General features: G+C 63.0%; 23 protein-coding genes, 1 pseudogene and 1 riboswitch. Of the genes and pseudogenes, 8 read left to right on the top strand and 16 right to left on the bottom strand.

Annotation, left to right across the window (positions count from 1 at the left end):
- Nucleotides 1-321 precede the first annotated feature (321 nt).
- Nucleotides 322-888: a cupredoxin domain-containing protein gene (locus AUC68_RS13425; protein WP_069438107.1), complete on the top strand. Its 567-nt coding sequence runs from the start codon at nucleotides 322-324 to the stop codon at nucleotides 886-888.
- A 132-nt stretch (nucleotides 889-1,020) separates the two neighbouring features.
- Here the strand turns inward: AUC68_RS13425 and AUC68_RS13420 are convergent, their stop codons facing one another.
- Entirely contained in the window at nucleotides 1,021-1,335 is a 315-nt protein-coding gene (locus AUC68_RS13420) for a hypothetical protein (protein WP_141701285.1), read from the bottom strand.
- A 285-nt stretch (nucleotides 1,336-1,620) separates the two neighbouring features.
- Here AUC68_RS13420 and AUC68_RS13415 point away from each other — a divergent pair, with 285 nt between their 5' ends.
- Complete coding sequence (locus tag AUC68_RS13415) at nucleotides 1,621-2,316, top strand: hypothetical protein (protein WP_069438106.1); 696 nt, start codon at nucleotides 1,621-1,623, stop codon at nucleotides 2,314-2,316.
- Complete coding sequence (locus tag AUC68_RS13410; RefSeq protein WP_141701284.1) at nucleotides 2,298-2,687, top strand: hypothetical protein; 390 nt, start codon at nucleotides 2,298-2,300, stop codon at nucleotides 2,685-2,687. Before AUC68_RS13415 ends, AUC68_RS13410 begins: the two co-directional genes overlap by 19 nt.
- Before the next feature lie 9 nt (nucleotides 2,688-2,696).
- Here AUC68_RS13410 and AUC68_RS13405 read toward each other — a convergent pair whose 3' ends face one another.
- On the bottom strand, nucleotides 2,697-3,098 hold the full coding sequence (locus AUC68_RS13405) for a hypothetical protein (RefSeq protein WP_069438104.1): 402 nt from the start codon (nucleotides 3,096-3,098) through the stop codon (nucleotides 2,697-2,699).
- A 198-nt stretch (nucleotides 3,099-3,296) separates the two neighbouring features.
- Nucleotides 3,297-3,617 carry an MliC family protein gene (locus tag AUC68_RS13400; protein ID WP_204377035.1) on the bottom strand — a complete coding sequence of 107 codons (321 nt, stop codon included), beginning with the start codon at nucleotides 3,615-3,617 and terminating at the stop codon, nucleotides 3,297-3,299.
- 258 nt (nucleotides 3,618-3,875) lie between these two features.
- Between AUC68_RS13400 and AUC68_RS16860 the strand changes: the two genes are divergently transcribed.
- Complete coding sequence (locus tag AUC68_RS16860) at nucleotides 3,876-4,463, top strand: Tll0287-like domain-containing protein (RefSeq protein ID WP_069438190.1); 588 nt, start codon at nucleotides 3,876-3,878, stop codon at nucleotides 4,461-4,463.
- A 179-nt stretch (nucleotides 4,464-4,642) separates the two neighbouring features.
- Nucleotides 4,643-5,590 carry a CDF family Co(II)/Ni(II) efflux transporter DmeF gene (gene dmeF / locus AUC68_RS13390; RefSeq protein WP_069438189.1) on the top strand — a complete coding sequence of 316 codons (948 nt, stop codon included), beginning with the start codon at nucleotides 4,643-4,645 and terminating at the stop codon, nucleotides 5,588-5,590.
- A gap of 179 nt (nucleotides 5,591-5,769) precedes the next feature.
- Here the strand turns inward: dmeF and AUC68_RS13385 are convergent, their stop codons facing one another.
- The 5 genes from AUC68_RS13385 to AUC68_RS13365 all read right to left on the bottom strand — a co-directional run bounded on the left by AUC68_RS13385 (nucleotide 5,770) and on the right by AUC68_RS13365 (nucleotide 10,569).
- A complete protein-coding gene (locus tag AUC68_RS13385) occupies nucleotides 5,770-5,994 on the bottom strand; it encodes a carboxyl transferase domain-containing protein (RefSeq protein WP_425283236.1) in 225 nt (74 codons plus the stop codon).
- Between the two features lie 30 nt (nucleotides 5,995-6,024).
- Nucleotides 6,025-7,035, bottom strand: a complete 1,011-nt coding sequence (locus tag AUC68_RS13380; protein WP_069438101.1) for a DUF2971 domain-containing protein — start codon at nucleotides 7,033-7,035, stop codon at nucleotides 6,025-6,027.
- A 22-nt stretch (nucleotides 7,036-7,057) separates the two neighbouring features.
- A complete protein-coding gene (locus AUC68_RS13375) occupies nucleotides 7,058-8,590 on the bottom strand; it encodes an acyl-CoA carboxylase subunit beta (protein ID WP_069438100.1) in 1,533 nt (510 codons plus the stop codon).
- Nucleotides 8,591-8,805: 215 nt separating this feature from the next.
- Nucleotides 8,806-9,564, bottom strand: coding sequence for an ATP12 family chaperone protein (locus AUC68_RS13370; protein WP_069438099.1), 759 nt, complete (start codon nucleotides 9,562-9,564; stop codon nucleotides 8,806-8,808).
- A gap of 45 nt (nucleotides 9,565-9,609) precedes the next feature.
- The gene (locus AUC68_RS13365; protein ID WP_244500526.1) at nucleotides 9,610-10,569 is read right to left on the bottom strand and encodes an RluA family pseudouridine synthase; all 960 of its coding nucleotides are present in this window, start codon (nucleotides 10,567-10,569) and stop codon (nucleotides 9,610-9,612) included.
- A gap of 158 nt (nucleotides 10,570-10,727) precedes the next feature.
- Nucleotides 10,728-10,786, top strand: a riboswitch (Fluoride riboswitch).
- A gap of 176 nt (nucleotides 10,787-10,962) precedes the next feature.
- Between AUC68_RS13365 and crcB the strand changes: the two genes are divergently transcribed.
- Complete coding sequence (gene crcB / locus AUC68_RS13360; RefSeq protein WP_069438097.1) at nucleotides 10,963-11,382, top strand: fluoride efflux transporter CrcB; 420 nt, start codon at nucleotides 10,963-10,965, stop codon at nucleotides 11,380-11,382.
- A 2-nt stretch (nucleotides 11,383-11,384) separates the two neighbouring features.
- Nucleotides 11,385-11,735: a DUF190 domain-containing protein gene (locus AUC68_RS13355; RefSeq protein ID WP_069438096.1), complete on the top strand. Its 351-nt coding sequence runs from the start codon at nucleotides 11,385-11,387 to the stop codon at nucleotides 11,733-11,735.
- Here the strand turns inward: AUC68_RS13355 and AUC68_RS13350 are convergent.
- Both AUC68_RS13350 and AUC68_RS13345 read right to left on the bottom strand, forming a co-directional pair.
- A complete protein-coding gene (locus AUC68_RS13350) occupies nucleotides 11,732-13,066 on the bottom strand; it encodes a replication-associated recombination protein A (RefSeq protein WP_069438095.1) in 1,335 nt (444 codons plus the stop codon). The two genes, AUC68_RS13355 and AUC68_RS13350, sit on opposite strands and share 4 nt — an antisense overlap.
- A gap of 3 nt (nucleotides 13,067-13,069) precedes the next feature.
- The gene (locus tag AUC68_RS13345; RefSeq protein ID WP_244500525.1) at nucleotides 13,070-14,413 is read right to left on the bottom strand and encodes a DegQ family serine endoprotease; all 1,344 of its coding nucleotides are present in this window, start codon (nucleotides 14,411-14,413) and stop codon (nucleotides 13,070-13,072) included.
- Between the two features lie 356 nt (nucleotides 14,414-14,769).
- Between AUC68_RS13345 and AUC68_RS13340 the strand changes: the two genes are divergently transcribed.
- Nucleotides 14,770-15,270 carry an SRPBCC family protein gene (locus AUC68_RS13340; RefSeq protein WP_069438093.1) on the top strand — a complete coding sequence of 167 codons (501 nt, stop codon included), beginning with the start codon at nucleotides 14,770-14,772 and terminating at the stop codon, nucleotides 15,268-15,270.
- Nucleotides 15,271-15,422: 152 nt separating this feature from the next.
- On the opposite strand, the gene rplQ is transcribed toward AUC68_RS13340, so the two are convergent.
- The 6 genes and pseudogenes from rplQ to secY form a co-directional block, all read right to left on the bottom strand.
- A complete protein-coding gene (gene rplQ / locus AUC68_RS13335) occupies nucleotides 15,423-15,851 on the bottom strand; it encodes a 50S ribosomal protein L17 (protein ID WP_069438092.1) in 429 nt (142 codons plus the stop codon).
- Nucleotides 15,852-15,903: 52 nt separating this feature from the next.
- Nucleotides 15,904-16,920: a DNA-directed RNA polymerase subunit alpha gene (locus AUC68_RS13330; RefSeq protein WP_069438188.1), complete on the bottom strand. Its 1,017-nt coding sequence runs from the start codon at nucleotides 16,918-16,920 to the stop codon at nucleotides 15,904-15,906.
- Between the two features lie 93 nt (nucleotides 16,921-17,013).
- Nucleotides 17,014-17,403: a 30S ribosomal protein S11 gene (gene rpsK, locus AUC68_RS13325; protein WP_069438091.1), complete on the bottom strand. Its 390-nt coding sequence runs from the start codon at nucleotides 17,401-17,403 to the stop codon at nucleotides 17,014-17,016.
- A gap of 73 nt (nucleotides 17,404-17,476) precedes the next feature.
- A pseudogene (gene rpsM, locus AUC68_RS13320) lies at nucleotides 17,477-17,844 on the bottom strand (30S ribosomal protein S13).
- A 199-nt stretch (nucleotides 17,845-18,043) separates the two neighbouring features.
- Entirely contained in the window at nucleotides 18,044-18,694 is a 651-nt protein-coding gene (locus tag AUC68_RS13315) for an adenylate kinase (protein WP_069438089.1), read from the bottom strand.
- Nucleotides 18,691-20,022, bottom strand: a complete 1,332-nt coding sequence (secY, locus tag AUC68_RS13310; protein ID WP_069438088.1) for a preprotein translocase subunit SecY — start codon at nucleotides 20,020-20,022, stop codon at nucleotides 18,691-18,693. The genes AUC68_RS13315 and secY overlap by 4 nt, the downstream gene beginning before the upstream one ends.

Raw genomic sequence — 20,022 nt, 5'->3', positions numbered from 1 at the left:
CCCCACCGTCCGTGTCCCCCCGGAGCGGCTACATTCCCCAAACGCAGCACTGAAACCTTAACGTCTCATGACGATTGTTTGTGTCTTGCTCATGGCATCCGGCGCGCCGGTAGCCCCATTTGCACACCAAAAACAGCGATCTTCGCCCTGCCGGGCCCCGCCGGACCGGCGTTTGACCCGGAAGGTTCCAGATTTGGCAACACTTGCAGCAAACTTGGCAAGCCACTATGCCAATACTCTCTTATGCCTCAAGGCCAAGAACGCCTAACATCCAGTGCCCGCGACTGGGTTCCACGAGTTCAAACTAGGGAAGAAACACCTATGCTACGAGCAATTATCCTTGCCGCCTTCGCCCTGTGCGTCGGTCTGACGGGCCTGACCACGGCAACTTATGCCGAGACGAAGTCCAAGGCCAAAATGATCCTGGACCCGGCGGTCCATGGCCTGAAGCGGCTCGAGCCGCTGAAGCTTGGTGTCGACGGTGACAGCACCAAGATGACCCCCACCGAATACACGTTGAAAGTCGGCCAGGGCTACCGCTGGAAGATCGAGGCCTCCGACCTGACCGAGTACGCGCTCGTCATGCCGGAGTTCGCGCGCAATATCTGGATCCGCAAGATCGAAGCCGGAGATCCCGAAGTCGAGATCAAGGTCGTGACCTTCGACGAACTGGAATTCGAGAATGGCGGCGAACTGGAATTGTTCTTCGTCGCAGTCCGGCCTGGGACATACAAGTTCGGTCCCCGCGGCCTGATGGACCGCGGCATGGTCGGGACCATCACCGTTGAAGGTGCCGAGAGCATGGATATCGCGCCGATGAAGAGAGGCGCTGCCGCAGACGATGACGACGATGATGATGATGACGATGACGATGACGACGAAGGCTAGCCGACGTCCGATCGATCGCTAGAGTCGCGATGAAGATGCCCGCCCTCTCACGAAGGCGGGCATTTTCTATGGGTTCCGTGGTTCTTTGGGGTCCCTGGCTCGGGTCCCTGAAACGGCCTCGGCGCGCGGGCGCTAGAACTCATGCCCCCAGCGCTGGGCCGCGCGGGACTTGCTGACCTCGCCGGAATTGATCAGAACCGCCACGCAGGTCCGCGACAGGCTGTGCCCCGCTTTGTCCATACAGCGGCGCAGGCCGGGATCGTCGACCGCATGGGCCGCGCAGAAACGCTTATAGTCCGCCCTGCACGCACCTTTGACGGCGCCGGAATACGCCAACGCCGAAGACGCCAAGGCCGAAGACGCCAAGGCCGAAGACGCCAAGGCCGAAGACGCGACCGCAACAAGCATCGCGCCGAACACCAGTGTGGGGAGAAGTCTCCCTGACATGGGCATTACTCCAGTTGGCTCGGCACCCCCGGAAGCAAACGCCATAGTTTAACCGAGGCGTTATGAACGGTTGATAAACAAGGGCTTTTGCACTGTTTCAAGCAACCCGGCAGGGGCGGCGTCCGGACGGCCGACGGATGCCCCCGGAACCAATCTTCCCCGCACGAACCCGGCTGGAGCTTGTGAAAGTTCCAGATTGCGCAGGCCACGGACGCCGAACTCATGCCACGGTTGCGGGCCATCATGAGGGCCAGATCATGATGCTCGGAGCGACCGGGACACCAGATGTATATTCTCCTTGCCGCAATCGTCCTTCTTCTCCTTTTCGTGGCGTCCTATGGCGGGCGGCGCACCTGGGTGGCGCTTGCCTCTGCGACGCTGTCCGTCCTGCTCGTGGCCGGCTGCGCCTTCATCGCCAATGCCAGAAGCGCCGGTCCGTATTTCAACGCCCTTGCCGCGCAAGCGCCGGCGCTCTTCGACGCAGGTCTCCAGGACCTTGCCGTCGCTGCCGAACGCCTCGCGGCCTCGCATGGGCAAGCGTCGCGCCGCATGGGTGCCGCAACGCAAGCGCCACCCCCCTCCACGCCGGCCGCGGATCAGGGCGCGCGGGCGGAGTGGCTCGACCTGAGCGCAATCGACCTGAATTGGTTGGACCCCTCCGACTGGCTGTCGTCTGTTGCCAGCGGGCTCAACCCACTGAACTGGTTCGAGGCGACAGAGCCCAGCAAGCCCGAGGTTCATCTCAAGCTGCAGCAAGGTGCCGAGACCACCGCCGCGGCCAGGCCACCGGCCGAAACAGAGGCGCCGCAGGCCTCCCAAACCCCCGTGCCGACGGTGCGCTCGATGATGCGCGAGCAAGACGAAGCTCGGGAGCAAGGCGAGACAGCCCAGCAACAGGCGGCCGCCGCGCCGTCCTATCGGATCCTGACGGCCCCGCCGCAAGCGGACGCAACCCCGCCTCGATGTCCGGTGCACCGGTGAAATGGCTGGCGAATGCATCGGCGCCCGATGGCATGGACAAGATCATGCTCACCGGCACCAACACCTCGAATACGCCGCTCGAGAATATCCAGGCGGTGCTGAAACCCGATTCGGACGCAAATGCGCTCGGCATCGACACGGTCGCGTTGAACTTGCGGGTCGAGCGGCGCGACGGAACTGCGGCGCCGGGGGCGTCCATTCCCCCCGGGGCACGCTTCTACCTGGAAGCCGCGGAACTGTCGGAAGCTGACGCAAGACGGCTCGGCGGCGCCATCTTGTCCTTCGCCTATTCGCAAGACGGACGGCGCCGGACCTCGATCATGTATCTGGAGCGGACCGCCCTCTCGGGCCCATCGGCCGACCCGCAATAGCGCCGTGCGCTACTGCGCGCCCGCAGGCGCTTCGACTTCCTTGGCCTTGCGCAACAGCTCGTTCATCGACATCTGGCAATAGGGCCGGAATCCCGACTCGCCGCTGCGTTCCAGGATCTTGAAGCTGTCGTTCTTGTCGGCGATCGCCTGCTTCTTCAGATGCGCCTTGTTGAGACCGTCGTCCCTGCCGAAATAGTATTTCTCGATCGCCGCCATCGCGGCGCCGGCCGTCTCGACATCCTCGACGCTCAGCTGCGCCTGGCGCGCGCATTGCTGCACGATCTCGTACTCGGCATAGTAGTTCTTCAGCGCCACCGCCAAACTGATCGCCGCATCCGCCTGCGTCCCCATCAAGCCGGCACCGGCCACAAGCAGTCCCCACACGCCGAAACGGCGAGCCCCAAGCCGCATCTCATTTCCCCTTTTTCCGGAAGACCTATCGAAGCGCGTTTTCGTAAACAAAACACTGCGGCGCAACAATGACCGGAAGGCAACACTTGATGACTGAATAGGGCAGATGGCTCCTGCCCGGCCGGGCCCTTCGCGGTGCCGCTGCGACTGCGGCACGGTCTAGCGTGTACGCCAACCACGTCGTCCGCGCGGCGGCGCTCAGTCCGTCGTGCAGTCCGCGTAGGTCATGGTCTCGTCGGGGCCCTCGGTGATGAAGGCCGTGTTGCCTTTGTTCCAGAAGACCACGCTCTCATCACTGTTGGCATAGCGGGCGCCGGAGCCGGAAATGACCTGCGGCAGGGTCATTTCGCGCCCGTCGCTGAGGCTGAGTTCGACATTGTCCGAACCGAAATTGGCGGCGATGGACTTGTCGTCGGCGCAGGCGAACTTGGCCGTGACGGCCGCATCTTCCGCATGGGCGGCGGTGGCCAGAAGGAGAGCGAAAGCCAGACTCGCCAATGCCGGCACATCTCTCATCATGACCGTACTCCTCCCCTTGGTGAGGCCGCGGCGGAGCCCACGGCCGGCTTGGGCGGCACGAGGGCCCGCAGGCATAAGAAACACCGAAAAGCGACCGCGGCAACCGATTCAAATCAAAGGGGAAGGCTATCGCGCGCCTTCCAGGGGTTCTCGGCTCGATTGTTTGCTTCTACCTTCGGCGTCGTGGCGCATTTCGCGCGCGGCACGCCCGCGCGGACGAATACGCCGATCCGTCTCCTTTCGTGTCAGGATTCCTCGATGAATTACCGATCTGCCTGGGTTGCCCTCATGCTCCTGTTCGCCGTCCCGGCACTTGAGGCTGCCGCCGAGAACGCCGAACCGACTGAAGCCGAGAGAGCCGACCAATCGAGACACCTGTCGAAGACCTATGGCGAGAAGCTCAAGAGCGCGCTCGTTCGGGCCATCAAGGCCGGCGGACCCGAAACGGCCATTGCCGTGTGCAACGTCTCGGCTCCCGCGATCGCGAAGCGCGACACGGCGAGCTCGGGCTGGTCCCTGAGCCGCACGGCCTTGAAACTACGGAATCCGAAGAACGCCCCCGACGCCTGGGAGCGGTCCGTGTTGCTGAAGTTTCAGGACCAGATCGACCAAGGCGCCGACATCGCGACGCTGGAACACTACGAAACCACGACGAAGGACGGCGAGCGCGTGTTTCGCTACATGAAGGCCATTCCGACCCAAGGCCCGTGCCTCACCTGCCACGGTTCGAATGTCAGTCCGTCGGTCAAGGCGAAGATCGCGGAGTTCTACCCCGAGGACCAGGCGACAGGCTTTGCGCTGGGCGACCTGCGCGGCGCCTTCACGATCACCCAGCCCGTCCCGTGAGGCGGCCAAACCTACGCGATTGATCTTGCCCGCGAGCGGAATGCCCGGCGCCTCATGGCGTTGCGAGCCCGATCCGTCCGCTCATCGGCGTCCTTCCAGGCGTGCAATTGTTCGGCGAGTCCGCTCTTATGGCGGGCGACCCGAAGCGCGAGGGTCGTGGACGGCACAGGAGAACGGCGATGCATACGCAAACGATGGATGCCTGGCGGCACGAGCATATCTTTCTCGGATCCCAGCATGACCAGAACGAGCGGCGGACATGGTTCGTCGTGGCCCTGACGGCAACCATGATGGTGGTCGAGATCGTCGCCGGCAGCATTTTCGGTTCGATGGCGCTCGTCGCCGACGGTTGGCACATGTCGACACACGCCGGCGCGCTTGTCCTCGCCGCTTTGGCCTACCGCTACGCCCGGCGCCATGCGCAGGATGCGCAGTTCGCCTTCGGCACCGGCAAGGTTGGAGAGCTCGCCGGCTTCTCCAGCGCCATCATTCTCGCGATCATCGCGCTGCTCATCGGGTATGAATCGGTCCTCAGGCTGATCAATCCCGTGCCGATCCGGTTCGAATGGGCCATTGCCGTGGCCGCCGTGGGGCTCGTGGTCAACCTCGTCAGCGCCTGGCTGCTCCATGAGGGCGGCAATCACGGACACCATCACCACCATGGAGAGGCGCATCGTCACGACCACGATCACAATCTGCGGGCAGCCTATATCCACGTTCTTGCGGACGCGCTCACATCCGTCCTGGCCCTGGTCGCGCTCGTGACCGGCCTCCTTTACGGCTGGGTGTGGATGGACCCCATCATGGGCATTGTCGGCGCCGTGGTGATCGGCGTCTGGTCGTTCGGATTGCTCAAGTCGGCGGCCACGGTGCTGCTCGACGCCGTCCCGGACCGGCGCCTAGCCTCTCGCGTCAAGGAGCGCTTGGAAGTCGGCTTGGACCGCGTGGCGGACTTGCATGTCTGGCGGCTCGGTCCAGGCCATTTGGGCGTCATCGCCGCCATCGTCTCGGATACACCGCAAGCGCCGGACGTCTACAAGGAGCGCCTCGCCGGCCTCGGCCTGTCGCACGTCACCATCGAAGTCCACCAATGCCCCGACCGCCACGACACGCCCCTCGCGGCGTAAGGTAGCTCAACGAGTCGCGTTCCTCTCGTCGTCATGCCCGGACTTGATCCGGGCATCCACGCAGACCAGCCGTGCAGAATTTCGAGCCGTGGACGGCCGGAGAGTTCGCGCTTGCACTACCGGCCTTCGGCCTACTTGAGCGCAACCCCCGGCCATGACACCGTAGAAGCGGCACACCCCTACAGCGGAATGTTGTCGTGCTTCTTCCAGGGGTTTTCGACGTGCTTGTTGCGCAGCATTTGCAGGCCCCGGCAGATCCGCATGCGGGTCCCTTGGGGCATGATCACCTCGTCGATATAACCCCGCTCTGCGGCCACGAACGGATTGGCGAAAATGCCCTTCAGCTTCTGACAGTTCGCCTTGCGACGGTACCGATTGCCCTCGTCTTCCTCGGCATCGCTCATCATTGCATCACCCGGTTTGAGGACAAGGCTTCATGACCGCTTCGAACCAACGAACGGCTCGGGTCTGACTTCGCCTACCTCTCCTATTTCAAAGCGAAACTGGTCGTGACGCTGAATCACTTGTCGCAGAGCAATTTCTCGCTCAGCGCAAAATGACGTCATCCAAGCTTGGTTCGCAGGTTCAACGTGCGCTCCGAGAATGATGGCTGATGGCTTTGGCATTTCCAGAGGCCTCGTTGCCTCCGATGGTCCGAGTGGATACACGATCCGCCATTCTCTCTCGTACTTCCATTCATTGCTCTTCAAAAGACAAAGGTATGTCCCGAAATAGTTGTTGAAGTCCTGAAGGTCTCCTCGGGCCATGTAACGCGTAATGTCTACGAGCTTTTTGCGATAAAAGACCGGAAAACAAAGACGACGCCTGAGATCCTTTGGAGATAGCGCGGAAAAATCGTACGCAATACAGAAGCCTTTATGATTGTCTGAATAGTGTGACCACATAAGTGCAGAGGTTGGATTCTCACAGAGCGACAGGACGCTTAGTCCCTCACGAGACTGCCGGGACAAAGACCGGACCATCTCCTCATTCATCTGCTCCCTGAACGCACTTATCGAACGCAGCAGTGCATTTCTGACCTCCAGCCGTTCGTCATTGAACAACTCGGTGTGAATTTTATCTACCCACGCTCGATGCTGGATAGGCCTATCGATTTTCTTTGGGACAAAGGATTCCTCCGCTTCGGAGGCTTGCTTCAGCGCTTCCACTTGCGTCAGGGCTTCGTCAATCGACATGTCCTCGACCAGGAATCTATCAGTGTCAAAGGTCGCAAAGGAATCATAGGGATCATTGAAGAGCTCGGGCGCAACCCACCAAAGCTCCCCTTTAGCCAACGCATCGGTATGTTTCGTATCAAATGTCCGATACTTGTATAGGGCTTGAGGAATGTGGGAATTTTTGATTCGAAATCCGGTCTCTACATCCACGCGCCGCATTGAATAGTGGAACTTTTTGCGGATCAGTTGGCACTTCCACTTCTCCATGGCGCGCTTGCTCTCCCGACCCCTAAAGCGGAATGTTGTCGTGCTTCTTCCAGGGGTTTTCGATGTGCTTGTTGCGCAGCATCTGCAGGCCCCGGCAGATGCGCATGCGCGTCCCTTGCGGCATGATCACCTCGTCGATATAGCCGCGCTCGGCGGCGACGAATGGATTGGCGAAGCGCGCCTGATATTCGTCGATGCGCTTCTGGATCGCCTCCGGATCGCCGAGCTCGGAGCGGTAGAGGATCTCCGCCGCGCCCTTGGCGCCCATCACCGCGATCTCGGCGGACGGCCAGGCATAGTTCAGATCGCCCCGGATGTGCTTTGAGCTCATGACGTCGTAGGCGCCGCCATAGGCTTTGCGCGTGATGACGGTGATCTTCGGCACGGTCGCCTCGGTGAAAGCAAAGAGCAGCTTGGCGCCATGCTTGATGAGGCCGCCATATTCCTGGTCGGTGCCCGGCAGGAAGCCAGGCACGTCCACGAAGGTCACGATCGGGATCGAGAAACAGTCGCAAAACCGGACGAAGCGCGCGGCCTTGCGGGAGGCGTCCGAGTCCAGCACGCCCGCCAGCACCATGGGCTGGTTGGCGACGATGCCCACCGTGCGCCCTTCCATGCGGGCGAAGCCGATCACGATGTTGCGGGCAAACGTCTCCTGCACCTCGAAGAAATCGCCCTCGTCCACGACTTTGTGGATCAGCTCCTTGATGTCGTAGGGCTTGTTCGGGTTGTCCGGGATCAGCGTGTTGAGCGAGATGTCCTCCCGGTCCCAAGGATCGCGGGTCGGCATCTCCGGCACGCCGGACAGGTTCGACGACGGCAGGAAGTCCATGAGCCGGCGCATCTGTAGAAGGGCCTCGATGTCGTTGTCGTAGGCCCCGTCGGCGATGGAGGACTTGGTGGTGTGGACCGAGGCCCCGCCCAGCTGCTCCGCCGTCACCTCTTCCTTGGTGACGGTCTTCACCACGTCGGGACCGGTGACGAACATGTAGGACGTGTCGCGCACCATGAATATGAAGTCGGTCATGGCCGGCGAATAGACGTCGCCGCCCGCGCACGGGCCCATGATCACGCTGATCTGCGGGATGACGCCCGAGGCCTGAACGTTTCGCAGGAACACCTCGCCGTAGCCGCCGAGCGCCGCCACGCCTTCCTGGATGCGCGCGCCGCCCGCATCGAACAGGCCGATAACCGGCGCGCGGTTGCGCAGCGCCATGTCCTGGACCTTGATCATCTTGTTGGCGTGGGCCTCCGACAGCGAGCCGCCGAACACGGTGAAGTCCTTGGCGATCACATAGACCACGCGGCCGTTGATCGTGCCCCAGCCGGTCACGACGCCATCGCCCGGCACCTTGGTGTCCGCCATGCCGAAATCGGCGCAGCGGTGCTCCACATACATGTCGAACTCTTCGAACGAGTTGTCGTCGAGAAGAAGCTGAAGCCGCTCCCGCGCGGTGAGCTTGCCGCGCTTGTGCTGGGCGTCGATGCGGGCCTGGCCGCCGCCCATGCGCGCCTTGGCACGGCGGATTTCCAGCTCTTCGATGACTTCTTTCATTCTATCGGCTCCCCCGGCGAACGCGACAAAGGGGCCCCACGGCGGAGGCCTCGATCAGTATGACAGTTTTGCCACTATTCCACTTTGGCATGGTCCATAGCATGGGCTTCAAGCCACGCAAATGGGAGAACGCGCCCGCCGGCGCAAAGCTCAACCAATCTGTGAGCGCCCTGAATCGCTATCGCAAAGCGGCCGGCCCAACCGATTCAAAGGATTCACGAAAGAGCCAGCATGCGGGCGGCGGCCTCGAAGTCCCGCTTGCGGTTCTGACGGCGCTGCCTCGCCTCCGCGTCCTCGCCCCATTGGCCGATCTGCCAGTCCTCGTCCACATGGGCGGCCTCCCATGCGGCCTCCGGAGAGAGTTCCCCACGAGCCACGGCCAGGGGCAGGAGCGCCGATCCCGTGAGCGTGGTCATCACATGGAGGGCGGCCAGGGCATGGGCGTTGAGGGCCTCGATTTGGCCGCGCAGAGCGGCCAGAGACGCCTCCGGCTGGGTCACATGCACGATGCCTTCGGCAAGGCTCAGGGGCGCACCGAGGGCGTCCGCGGCCCAGGCCAGCACCGGGTCCCAATGCTGCGTCTGGAGCGCGAGCAGCCCCTCGGGACCGCTCGCCCGGTAGCACAGCAGGTCCGAGCCCGCATGGGCCACAATGTCGTCGACGACGGCCGCCTCCTGGCCCTCAACGCCGTCGATGGCCGAGTTGGCGAGCTTCGTGAGCGGCATGGTGTGCGGGTCGATCTCCTCGCCTTGCGCGCGCCACTCGTCGGCGATGGCCTCGGCCAACGCGGCATTGGGCACGGCCAGATGCGCCTTGCCCGGCGTGCGCACGGGACGCCCATCAAGGAGGATGGCGGCGTGCCCGTCCTCGTCCGAAACGGTCACGTCCTTGTAGAAGCGCTTCGGAAGACTCGGCTTTTCGAAGCCAAGGGCCGCCTTCAAGCCATCTGCCGTCTTCTTGTCCTGATCGCTCACCCTGTCTCCATCGTTTGCCGGGGCACCACCGAGGGCTCGCCGTTGCTAGCCGCAGGACGTCCCGCAAATCTCGGCATCGTGTTCGGCATCCAACCCTTTGGGCGAGAACCCGAAGGCCGCGAAGGCCGTCTCCATATGGGGCGGCAAGGGCGCGGTCACGTCCACGACACCCTCGCCGCTCGGATGCGGAAAGCTGATCCGCCGCGCATGCAGATGCAAGCGCCGTTCGATCCCCTCGGGCAATTCGATGCCGCTCGGGTATTTCTCATCGCCGAGGATCGGATGGCCCAGGATCGCCATATGCGCCCGGAGCTGATGCTGCCGCCCCGTGACGGGCTTCAGCGACATCAGCGCCACCTGCTGGGCCGCGCGGTCGATCACCGCATAGTGGGTGACGGCGGACTGCGCCTTGTCCTGCTCGCCGGGGCGCGCCTTGCGCACCCGGTCGCCGTCGGGCGTCGTGGCCTTCACCAGTGCCGCGTCGATCTTCCCTTGGGGCGGCTTCGGCACGCCGTGCACCAGCGCCCAATAGATCTTCCGCACCGACCGGGTCTGAAAGGCCTTGCCGAGTTTGGCGGCAACGCTGCGCTTCTTGGCGACCACCAGCACGCCGGATGTGTCCCGGTCCAGCCGGTGGACCAGCCGCGGACGCGTCCGCGGGCTGTCTCCCATCCCCTCCAGCAGCCGGTCGATATGCTGGGTGGTCTTCGTGCCGCCTTGCACGGCGAGCCCCGAGGGCTTGTTGAGGATCAGAAGGTCGTCGTCCTCATAGAGCGTGATGGATTCGAGGAACGCCCGGTCCGCCTTGGACAGCGGCTTGGCCGCGCCGGCGGGCGGCGCCGTATCGGGGAGCGGCGGCACGCGCACGCTCTGACCGGCCTCGAGACGGGTGCTCGCCTTGACCCGGCCCCCGTCGACCCGGACCTGGCCGGTGCGCAGGAGCTTCTCAAGACGGCCATGGGGGACTTGCGCGTAATGGGTCTTGAACCAGCGGTCCAGCCGCATGCCGTCTTCGTCCTCTGCGACGTGACGTGTTTCGACGGGCGATCGTTGGGTCATCTTGCCAGAACCAGGAGGGGTTGGCGGACGGGAATCCACAGGCCAGCGACAGGACACCCGGCCGCGCTTGATCCGCGGATCAATTCAAGTAGCATACTTGACGACAATTCGAAGGGGATGGAGTCCCCCTGAACCGCCCTTGGCTGATGACTCCTGCCGTGTCGAGGCGTGCGCGGTGGGAACTTCGGTCCGCGAACCCGCCGGGAGGCGGGTTTTATTTTGGCCGCGGCCTCCATTTGCGGACCGATGCAAAGGAGCAAATATGTCCCATTTTGACTTGGACATTTTCCGCACCCGGTCTCGTTGCGTCAGACCAAGCGGCCCAGGGACCGTGGGGGCATGATCTCTCTTCCGAATACGCTCGTCGTCTACTTGTCCATTGCCGCCGGCAGCGCGCTTGGCGGGGTGGGCAGATACTGGTGCTCCGGGGTAGCGGCGCGGCTCTTCGGCGAGACCTTTCCCTGGGGCACGCTGCTCGTGAACGTGGCCGGGTCCTTCCTCATCGGCTTCTTCGCCACACTGACGGGGCCCGACGGACGCATCTTCGCCGGCTCCACCGTGCGCCAGTTCGTCATGCTCGGGGTCTTCGGCGGCTTCACCACGTTCTCCTCGTTCAGCCTCCAGACCCTCAATCTCGTTCAAGACGGCGAGTTGCTCCATGCGGGCAGCAACATCGTCGGCTCCATCATGCTCTGCCTCGTTGCTGTTTGGCTCGGGCATATTCTGGCCCTCTCTATCAACACCATGAAGTGGATCTGACTATGCCACTTTCGAGCGACGCCGCGCTGTTGCGCATCTTTATCGGCGAGGACGACATGTTCGAGCACCAGCCCCTCTACGAAGCGATCGTGCTGAAGGCACGCGAGATGGGGCTTTCCGGCGCCTCCGTGTTGCGGGGCGCCATGGGCTTTGGCCATTCCAGCACGCTGCACACCACAAAGATTCTCCGGCTCTCCCAAGACTTGCCGCTCGTCATCGAGATCGTCGACCGGGAGGATGCCGTGCGCGGCTTCGTGGACGCCATCGAGCCCATGATGGGCAGCGCCCTCGTGACGCTCGAGAAGGTCAAGGTGATCCGTTACGGCAACGGTAAGCCAGACGATAGCGCCTAGCGCGCCTTGTTGGCCCGGATCGCCGCCCAGCGGTCCAGCCGGGCCTTGACCTCCGCCTCGTAGCCGCGGCCCGTCGGCGTGTAGAAGCGCTGCCGCTCCATGCGCTCCGGGAAGTAGTTCTGGCCTGAGAAGCCTTCCGCCTCGTTGTGGTCGTAGGCGTAATCGCGGCCGTAGCCCTCCTGCTCCATGAGCTTGGTCGGGGCCGTGAGAATGTGCTTGGGCGGCAGCAGCGACCCGCTCTCCTTGGCCACACGCACCGAGGCGTTGAAGGCCATATAGGCCGCGTTCGACTTGGGCGCGGTGGCGAGATAGACGGTCGCCTGGGCCAGCGCGAGTTCGCCTTCGGGCGAGCCGAGGAAGTCGTAGGCGTCCTTCGCCGCGTTCGCCTGCAGCAGCGCCGCCGGGTCCGCCATGCCGATGTCCTCCACCGCCATGCGCACGAGACGCCTTGCGATATAGAGCGGGTCCTCGCCGCCGGCAAACATGCGCGCGAGCCAATAGAGGGCCGCGTCGGGATCGGACCCCCGAACCGATTTATGCAGCGCGCTGATGAGGTTGTAATGCCCGTCCTGACCCTTGTCGTACAGCGGTGCGCGCCGTTGAACCAGACCGACAAGCCCTTCCCGGTCCACAAGCGCCTCGGTGCCGGCAGGAACGGACAGGAACACGTCCTCGACCAGGTTGATGAGGCCGCGCCCATCGCCGTCGGCCATGGAGATCAAGGCCGCCCGGGCGTCCGCGTCGAGGGGGAGCTTGCGTCCCTCATGGGCCTCCGCGCGCTGGATCAAGGCTTCGAGCGCCGCCTCGTCGAGCCGCTTGAAGGTCAAGACGCTGGCCCGGGACAGAAGGGCCGAGTTCAACTCGAAGGACGGGTTCTCCGTGGTCGCGCCGACCAGGACAATGGTGCCGTCTTCCATATGCGGGAGAAACGCATCCTGCTGCGAGCGGTTGAAGCGGTGGATCTCGTCGATGAAGAGCAGCGTCCCGCGCCCCGCCTCGCGCTTGGCCTTTGCCGCGTCGAACACTTTGCGCAAGTCCGCGACGCCCGACTGGATCGCCGAAAGCTGCTCGAAATGAAGATCGGTCACCTCGGCCAGGAGGCGGGCCACCGTGGTCTTTCCGGTCCCGGGCGGGCCCCAGAAGATCACTGAGGTGAGGCGCCCGGCCCGCACCATACGGCCCAAGAGTCCGTCGCCCAGAAGGTGGTCCTGACCGATGACCTCTTGCAGCGTTTTCGGGCGCAGACGATCGGCCAATGGACGGGGGGCGTCGTCGCCGAGCCCCGCGGCCTCGAACAGATTTGTTGCCCCTTTAGCCGCCCCTTTGGCCATCGCTCAGCCCCGCACCGTAAGATCGAACACCTTGCCGCCCCGCTCGATGGCAAGGCGCCAGTGGCCGGTCGGCACTTGCAGGACGTCGGTCAATTGCTTCACGGACTCGATTTCCCGATCGTTGACCCCGACGATGAGGTCGCCGGGACGTAAGCCGAGGCGGTCCGCATTGGACCGGCGCTCCACATTCATCACGACAACGCCTGTCAAGCCGTCGTTGTCCAGGCCCAATTCGGCGCTTACCGCCGGAGACAGATTCGCCACGCGGCTGCCGGAGAACGGATTGGCCCCGGTCAGATCCTGCTCATTGCGCGGGGGATCCTCGATCGGCACCACAGTCGCAATCGTCGTGCGAAACCGCTTGCCGTTGCGATAAAGACCAAGCTCCACGGTGCTGCCGATGCCTTTCGTGACAAACCGGTATTGGAGCGCTTCCGGATCCTGAATGTCCTTGCCGTCGAAGCTCACGATGACGTCGCCCACCTGGAGCCCCGCGCCCTTCGCAGGCCCCCGGGCATGCACCCGCGTGACCATGGCACCGGCGGGACGGTCCAGGCCGAGCGACTCCGCGAGGTCGGAGGTCAGCGGCTGGAGCGACGCGCCAAGCCAAGGCCGCTGAACCTTGCCGCCTTTGAGCGCCGATTGAACGACCACCCGCACCATATTGGAAGGAATCGCGAATCCGATGCCGTGCGACCCGCCGCTCTTCGAGAAGATCGCCGTGTTGATCCCGACCAGTTGCCCATCCATATCGACCAGCGCGCCCCCCGAATTGCCTGGATTGATGGCCGCGTCGGTCTGAATGAAGAACTGATAGTCCGAGATGCCGACCTTGGTGCGCGCCAGCGCCGAGACGATGCCACTCGTCACGGTCTGCCCCACGCCGAACGGATCGCCGATCGCGAGCACCAGATCGCCGACCTCGAGGCCGTCGGAATTGGCGAACTGGATCGCAGGGAACCTGGCCCCGTTGCCTTCCAGGCGCAGCACCGCCAAATCCGTCTGTTCGTCCTTGAGGATCAGCGTGGCCGGGAACTCGCGCCCGTCGTTCAGCGCGACCGTGATCTCCGACTCCCCGCCGCTGCGGATCACATGGTAGTTCGTCACCACCACGCCCTCGGCGTCGACCAGAACGCCCGACCCGAGCGAGTTCTGGATACGCTCTCGCGGCACGCCGAATTGATGGCCGAAGAAGCGCCGGAAAAACGGGTCGTTGAACAGGGGCGAGACGGACTGCTGGACCTTGTGACGGACATAGACGTTCACGACGGTGGGCGCGGCCTGCTTCACCACCGGAGCGAAGGACTGCTTGATCGCGGCCGCGCTCTTCGGCACGACCCTGGTCACCACCTCGTCTTGCGCGCCGGCCGGACTCAAACCACCCAGGCAAAGTGCCAGCCCAATAAGGACAAGATTGCCACCTCTTCGCAGCAAAAGTTCCAAACGTGTCATCTTTGGCTCTGTTAACGATTCCCAGGAAGATGGAACGCGCACCTTGGTGCGTGCAAGACAGATCAACCGTCTTCCAAAGAAAACGGGCCTTCTTGCGGCAAAACCTGACGCAATCAAACCCCTCGAAAACGAGCGAAAAAGGGACCTCGGGGACGGCGCGCAAGGATTGCCGCCGGACCCTTTTGAACTAAGATGCCGCGCCGGTGAAGACCTTCGCCGACAAGGAATGACAAACGATTGGAGAGAAACACATGCGTATTGTCAAAACAGGTTTGGCCGCGCTGGCGGCTACAGTAGCCCTCACCGCCGCCGCGCACGCCGTGGAGGTCAAAAAGCGCGCCGAGGCGCCCGGCACACCGGAGAGCGTTTGGGCCATTGTGGGCGATTTCTGCGCCATCAAGGACTGGCACCCGGCCGTGGCCGACTGTGAGCAGTTCGAGGAAGGCGGCGAGACCTTCCGCACGCTCACCTTGGGCGACGGGGGCAAGATCAAGGAGAAGCTGACCAAGACGGGCGACACCAGCTACAGCTACGAGATCATCGAGAGCCCGCTGCCCGTGAAGAACTACTCCGCGACGCTCGAAATCGATGAAGACGACGAAGAGAACGCCGTCGAGATCGAGTGGGAGGCTGAATTCGATGCCGCCGATGGCGTGGAAGAGGCCAAGGCCGTCGAGGTCATCACCGGGATCTTCAAAGACGGTGTGAAGGGTATCCGCAAGAAGGCCAAGGCCGCCGACGAGGCGCAATAGCCGCGACAGGCCCTCCTCCCGGACCCGTTCGCTGGAGCTCCGGCAATACGCCAACCGGAACAGGACAAACAGAAAAGGCGCATCGCCGAGCGGTGCGCCTTTCTTCGATTCCGGTGGAGCCGGGTAGTCTCGGGAGTGCCGTACGGCGACCGCTACGCCGCGACGGGCTCGCCCTCCTCGTCGTGGTTCTGAGTCGGCCCGGAGTCCTGACCGCGCGCATCCTCGTCGCGGTCCACCAGCTCGATCACGGCCATCGGCGCGGAATCGCCGAAGCGGAAGCCGGCCTTGAGAACGCGCGTATAGCCGCCCGGACGCTCCGCGTAGCGCGGGCCCAATGTCGAGAACAGCTTCGCCACCATGTCCTCGTCGCGAATGCGCGCATAGGCCTGACGGCGGGCATGAAGATCGCCCCGCTTGGCCAGTGTGATCAGTTGATCGACCACGCGCCGCAACTCCTTCGCCTTCGGCAAGGTCGTCACGATCTGCTCATGCTTGATGAGCGCGGATGCCATGTTCGCAAACATCGCACTGCGATGCGTTGACGTCCGGTTCAGCTTCCGGCCTGACTTGCGGTGTCGCATTGACTTATCCTCTTTCGAAGCGCGTCAGGCCGCCCAAGACGCGGCCCCGCGGCTAATAATGATCTTCGAAGCGCTTCGCCAGCTCTTCGATATTCTCAGGCGGCCAATCCGGCACGTCCATGCCGAGGTGCAGGCCCATGGAGGCCAAGACCTCCTTGATCTCGTTCAGCGACTTGCGCCCGAAATTCGGGGTCCGCAGCATCTCCGCTTCGGTCTTCTGAATCAGGTCGCCGATATAGACGATATTGTCGTTCTTCAAGCAGTTCGCCGAACGGACCGACAATTCCAGCTCGTCGACCTTCTTGAGCAGCGCGGCGTTGAACACCAGCTCCGGCTGCTGCTGGAAGGTCTGCTCCTTCTTCGGCTCTTCGAAATTGACGAAGACCGAGAGCTGATCCTGGATGATGCGGGCGGCCAGCGCGATCGTATCGTCGGGGCGAACGGACCCGTCCGTCTCGATGTTCATGGTGAGCTTGTCGTAGTCGAGGATCTGACCCTCGCGGGTGTTCTCCACGCGGTAGGAGACCTTCCGGACCGGGCTGAACAGCGAGTCCACCGGAATGAACCCGATCGGTGCATCGTCCGGACGGTTGCGCTCGGCCGGCACGTAGCCCTTGCCGGACGCGGAGGTGAACTCCATATGGATCGCCGCGCCTTCGTCGAGCGTGCAGATCACATGGTCCGGATTGAGGATCTCGACGTCGGAACCGCCCTGAATGTCCCCGGCCGTGGCGACGCCAGGTCCTTCCTTCTGAAGAACCATGCGCTTGACGCCTTCGGAATGCTGGTTGACGGCGATTTCCTTGATGTTGAGGACGATGTTGGTCACGTCCTCGCGCACGCCCGGAATGGACGAGAACTCGTGCAAGACGCCGTCGATATGGACGGAGGTGATGGCCGCGCCTTGAAGCGAAGACAGCAGCACGCGGCGCAGGGCGTTGCCGAGCGTCAGACCGAAGCCACGCTCGAGCGGCTCGGCGACGACGGTCGCGAAGCGCGCCGGGTCGCGGCCGGGCGTGACATTGAGCTTGGTGGGCTTAATGAGATCTTGCCAGTTCTTTTGCAGCACCGGTGTCGCCCTTTCTTGATCGTTGTGTGGAGCCTGGGGCTCCGGAATACGAATGTCTTCGTCGAGCATCGTGGGTCGGGTTGCCTTCTTGTCTTAGACGCGGCGGCGCTTGCGCGGCCGGCAGCCATTGTGCGGGATCGGTGTCACGTCGCGGATGGAGATGATGTTGAAGCCCGACGCCTGAAGCGCGCGAAGCGCGGACTCGCGACCGGAGCCAGGACCGCGAACCTCGATCTCCAGGTTCTTCATGCCGTGCTCGGTCGCCTTCTTGCCGGCATCCTCGGCAGCCACCTGGGCCGCGTAAGGAGTCGACTTCCGCGATCCCTTGAAGCCCATGGCACCGGCCGAAGACCAGGAAATCGCGTTCCCCTGGGCGTCGGTGATGGTGATCATGGTGTTATTGAAGCTTGCATGCACATGGGCCACGCCGGACGTGATATTCTTCCGTTCCCGGCGGCGTACCCGTGCTTTTTCTTTGGCCATGCTCTATTCCCGCAAATTCCATTGAGCGGCGGCGAACGCATCGGATCGAGGCGTGCCGCGCGTGCTTTCGTCTCTACTTCTTCTTACCGGCGATCGGCTTGGCCGGTCCCTTGCGTGTCCGCGCGTGGTATGGGTGCGCTGGCCGTGGACCGGCAGACCACGGCGGTGCCGCAGGCCGCGATAGCATCCCAAATCCATGAGGCGTTTGATATTCATCGACACTTCGCGCCGGAGGTCGCCCTCGACCACATAATCGCGGTCGATCGTCTCACGAATCTGGATCACTTCGGATTCGGTGAGCTCGTTCACCCTCCGTTCGGAAGGAATCGAAACCTTCTGGCAAATTTCCTTGGCAAAAGCATCGCCAATCCCATGGATATAGGTCAGCGCGATCTCAACCCGCTTGTGGGTCGGAATATTCACGCCTGCAATTCGGGCCACGTCGTCGCCTCCTCACACAGCACGCGCCAACGTGCTGAAATTAAAAACCAAATTAGCCTATATGAAACACAACAAGACCGACCGCGGACAGGCAGCGCCCCCGGGTCCGGTCAGTCCATCAAGCCATGGAACGCGTCTATGTAGCGATTCCGCTTGACAAGGTCAACTGGCCCGGAGCCCCGAAAAACCGTGTTTGAGCCTATTCACCGTCCAGCGCTTGATCTATCTCCTTCTGAACCGCCGCAATATCGGCCATCCCATCGACGGTCCTGACCTTACCTTGTGCCGTGTAATAGCCGACCAGCGGTTCCGTTTGTGCGTGATATGCCTTGAGCCGCTCGCGGACGACTTCTTCGGTATCGTCCTTACGGCGCTTGAACTCGGTCCCACCGCACCGGTCGCACACACCCTCGACCTTCGGCTTCTTGAAAAGGGTGTGATACCCCTCGCCACAACTTGCACATGTATACCGGCCGGTAATCCGGCCGACAAGCGCATCGTCGTCCACATCGATCACCACGACCCGGTCCACCGCGTCCCCGCGGGAGGTCAGAAGCTCGTCGAGGGCTTCGGCCTGGGCGATGGTCCTCGGGAAGCCGTCGAGAATGAACCCCGCGCCGCCTTCCTCCTGGTCCATCTGCTCGGAGATGAGGCCGATGACGAGGTCGTCGGGCACGAGTTCGCCGCGCTCCATGATGTCGCCGGCCTCCTGGCCGAGCTTGGTGCCCGCCGCGACCGCCGCCCGCAACATATCGCCCGTCGACAGCTGTACCAGGCCGCGCATGTCCTGCAGCCGCTTGGCCTGTGTTCCCTTGCCGGCGCCAGGCGCGCCCAGCATCACCAAGTTCATCTGCGCCGTCCTCTCAGCTTCGCCTTCTTGATCAGCCCCTCATATTGGTGGGCCAGGAGATGGCTCTGAATTTGGGCCACCGTATCCATGGTCACACTCACAACGATGAGGAGCGAGGTGCCGCCGAAATAGAACGGAACGCCCCATTCGGCGATGAGAATCTCAGGCAGCACGCAGACGGCGGCCAGATAGAGCGCGCCGACCACGGTAATCCGGGTGAGCACGTAGTCGATATATTCGGCCGTGCGTTCGCCGGGACGGATCCCCGGCAGAAAGCCGCCATACTTCTTCAGATTGTCGGCCGTTTCCTTGGGGTTGAACACAACGGCCGTATAGAAGAAGGCGAAAAAGATGATCAGCGAAACATAGATCAAGATGTAGAGCGGCTGCCCGCGGCCAAGCATGGCCGTCACAGACGTCAACCATTCGGGCCCTTGACCGGCCGTAAAATTCGCAACCGTAATCGGCAGCAGCAGCAGGGACGATGCAAAGATCGGCGGGATCACACCGGCGGTGTTCAGCTTCAAAGGCAGATGAGAGGCATCGCCTTGGAACATCTTGTTGCCGACTTGTCGCTTCGGATACTGAACCAAGAGCCGCCGCTGCGCCCGCTCCATGAAAACGATGAAGCCGATCACGAGCGTTGCGACCACGAACAGGGCGAGGATCACACCTGTGGACAAGGCCCCTTGCTTGCCGAGCTCAAGCGTCCCGATCAAGGCCGCAGGCAGCCCCGCCACGATGCCCGCATAGATGATCAACGAAATGCCGTTACCGACGCCGCGCGCCGTGATCTGCTCGCCGAGCCACATCAGGAAGACCGTGCCGCCCACCAGGGTGATCACGGTCGTGATGCGGAAGAACCAGCCCGGATCGGTGACGATATTGCCGGCACCCTCGAGGCCGACGGCAATGCCGTAACCCTGCAGCGCGGCCAGAAGTACCGTCCCGTAGCGCGTGTACTGATTGATCTGGCGGCGGCCCTGCTCGCCCTCTTTCTTGAGCTGCTCGAGCGTCGGCGAAACGGTCGTCAGGAGCTGAATGATGATCGATGCCGAGATGTACGGCATGATGTTGAGCGCGAAGATCGCCATACGGCCGACAGCACCGCCGGAGAACATGTTGAACATGCCCAGAATGCCGGACTGCTGCTGCTTGAAGACGTCGGCGAGCGCCTGGGGGTTGATCCCAGGGATCGGAATGTAGGTTCCGAGCCGGTAGATCACGAGCGCAACGAGCGTGAACATAATGCGCTGCTTGAGTTCGGTAGCGTTCTTGAACGCCCCGAAATTCAAGTTCGACGCGAGCTGTTCTGCGGCGGATGCCAT

The sequence above is a fragment of the Methyloceanibacter methanicus genome, from assembly GCF_001723285.1.
Lineage (GTDB): Bacteria > Pseudomonadota > Alphaproteobacteria > Rhizobiales > Methyloligellaceae > Methyloceanibacter > Methyloceanibacter methanicus.
The sequence above is the reverse complement of the archived record's forward strand: the minus strand, read 5'-3'. Positions and strand labels throughout refer to the sequence as shown.

What these genes read in the sequence shown, in the direction of transcription:
- AUC68_RS13425 (WP_069438107.1), top strand. Translation starts at nt 322, where the DNA reads ATGCTACGAGCAATTATCCTTGCCGCCTTCGCCCTGTGCGTCGGTCTG.
- AUC68_RS13420 (WP_141701285.1), bottom strand. Translation starts at nt 1,335, where the DNA reads ATGTCAGGGAGACTTCTCCCCACACTGGTGTTCGGCGCGATGCTTGTT.
- AUC68_RS13415 (WP_069438106.1), top strand. Translation starts at nt 1,621, where the DNA reads ATGTATATTCTCCTTGCCGCAATCGTCCTTCTTCTCCTTTTCGTGGCG.
- AUC68_RS13410 (WP_141701284.1), top strand. Translation starts at nt 2,298, where the DNA reads ATGTCCGGTGCACCGGTGAAATGGCTGGCGAATGCATCGGCGCCCGAT.
- AUC68_RS13405 (WP_069438104.1), bottom strand. Translation starts at nt 3,098, where the DNA reads ATGCGGCTTGGGGCTCGCCGTTTCGGCGTGTGGGGACTGCTTGTGGCC.
- AUC68_RS13400 (WP_204377035.1), bottom strand. Translation starts at nt 3,617, where the DNA reads ATGATGAGAGATGTGCCGGCATTGGCGAGTCTGGCTTTCGCTCTCCTT.
- AUC68_RS16860 (WP_069438190.1), top strand. Translation starts at nt 3,876, where the DNA reads ATGAATTACCGATCTGCCTGGGTTGCCCTCATGCTCCTGTTCGCCGTC.
- dmeF (WP_069438189.1), top strand. Translation starts at nt 4,643, where the DNA reads ATGCATACGCAAACGATGGATGCCTGGCGGCACGAGCATATCTTTCTC.
- AUC68_RS13385 (WP_425283236.1), bottom strand. Translation starts at nt 5,994, where the DNA reads ATGAGCGATGCCGAGGAAGACGAGGGCAATCGGTACCGTCGCAAGGCG.
- AUC68_RS13380 (WP_069438101.1), bottom strand. Translation starts at nt 7,035, where the DNA reads ATGGAGAAGTGGAAGTGCCAACTGATCCGCAAAAAGTTCCACTATTCA.
- AUC68_RS13375 (WP_069438100.1), bottom strand. Translation starts at nt 8,590, where the DNA reads ATGAAAGAAGTCATCGAAGAGCTGGAAATCCGCCGTGCCAAGGCGCGC.
- AUC68_RS13365 (WP_244500526.1), bottom strand. Translation starts at nt 10,569, where the DNA reads ATGCGGCTGGACCGCTGGTTCAAGACCCATTACGCGCAAGTCCCCCAT.
- crcB (WP_069438097.1), top strand. Translation starts at nt 10,963, where the DNA reads ATGATCTCTCTTCCGAATACGCTCGTCGTCTACTTGTCCATTGCCGCC.
- AUC68_RS13355 (WP_069438096.1), top strand. Translation starts at nt 11,385, where the DNA reads ATGCCACTTTCGAGCGACGCCGCGCTGTTGCGCATCTTTATCGGCGAG.
- AUC68_RS13350 (WP_069438095.1), bottom strand. Translation starts at nt 13,066, where the DNA reads ATGGCCAAAGGGGCGGCTAAAGGGGCAACAAATCTGTTCGAGGCCGCG.
- AUC68_RS13340 (WP_069438093.1), top strand. Translation starts at nt 14,770, where the DNA reads ATGCGTATTGTCAAAACAGGTTTGGCCGCGCTGGCGGCTACAGTAGCC.
- rplQ (WP_069438092.1), bottom strand. Translation starts at nt 15,851, where the DNA reads ATGCGACACCGCAAGTCAGGCCGGAAGCTGAACCGGACGTCAACGCAT.
- rpsK (WP_069438091.1), bottom strand. Translation starts at nt 17,403, where the DNA reads ATGGCCAAAGAAAAAGCACGGGTACGCCGCCGGGAACGGAAGAATATC.
- AUC68_RS13315 (WP_069438089.1), bottom strand. Translation starts at nt 18,694, where the DNA reads ATGAACTTGGTGATGCTGGGCGCGCCTGGCGCCGGCAAGGGAACACAG.
- secY (WP_069438088.1), bottom strand. Translation starts at nt 20,022, where the DNA reads ATGGCATCCGCCGCAGAACAGCTCGCGTCGAACTTGAATTTCGGGGCG.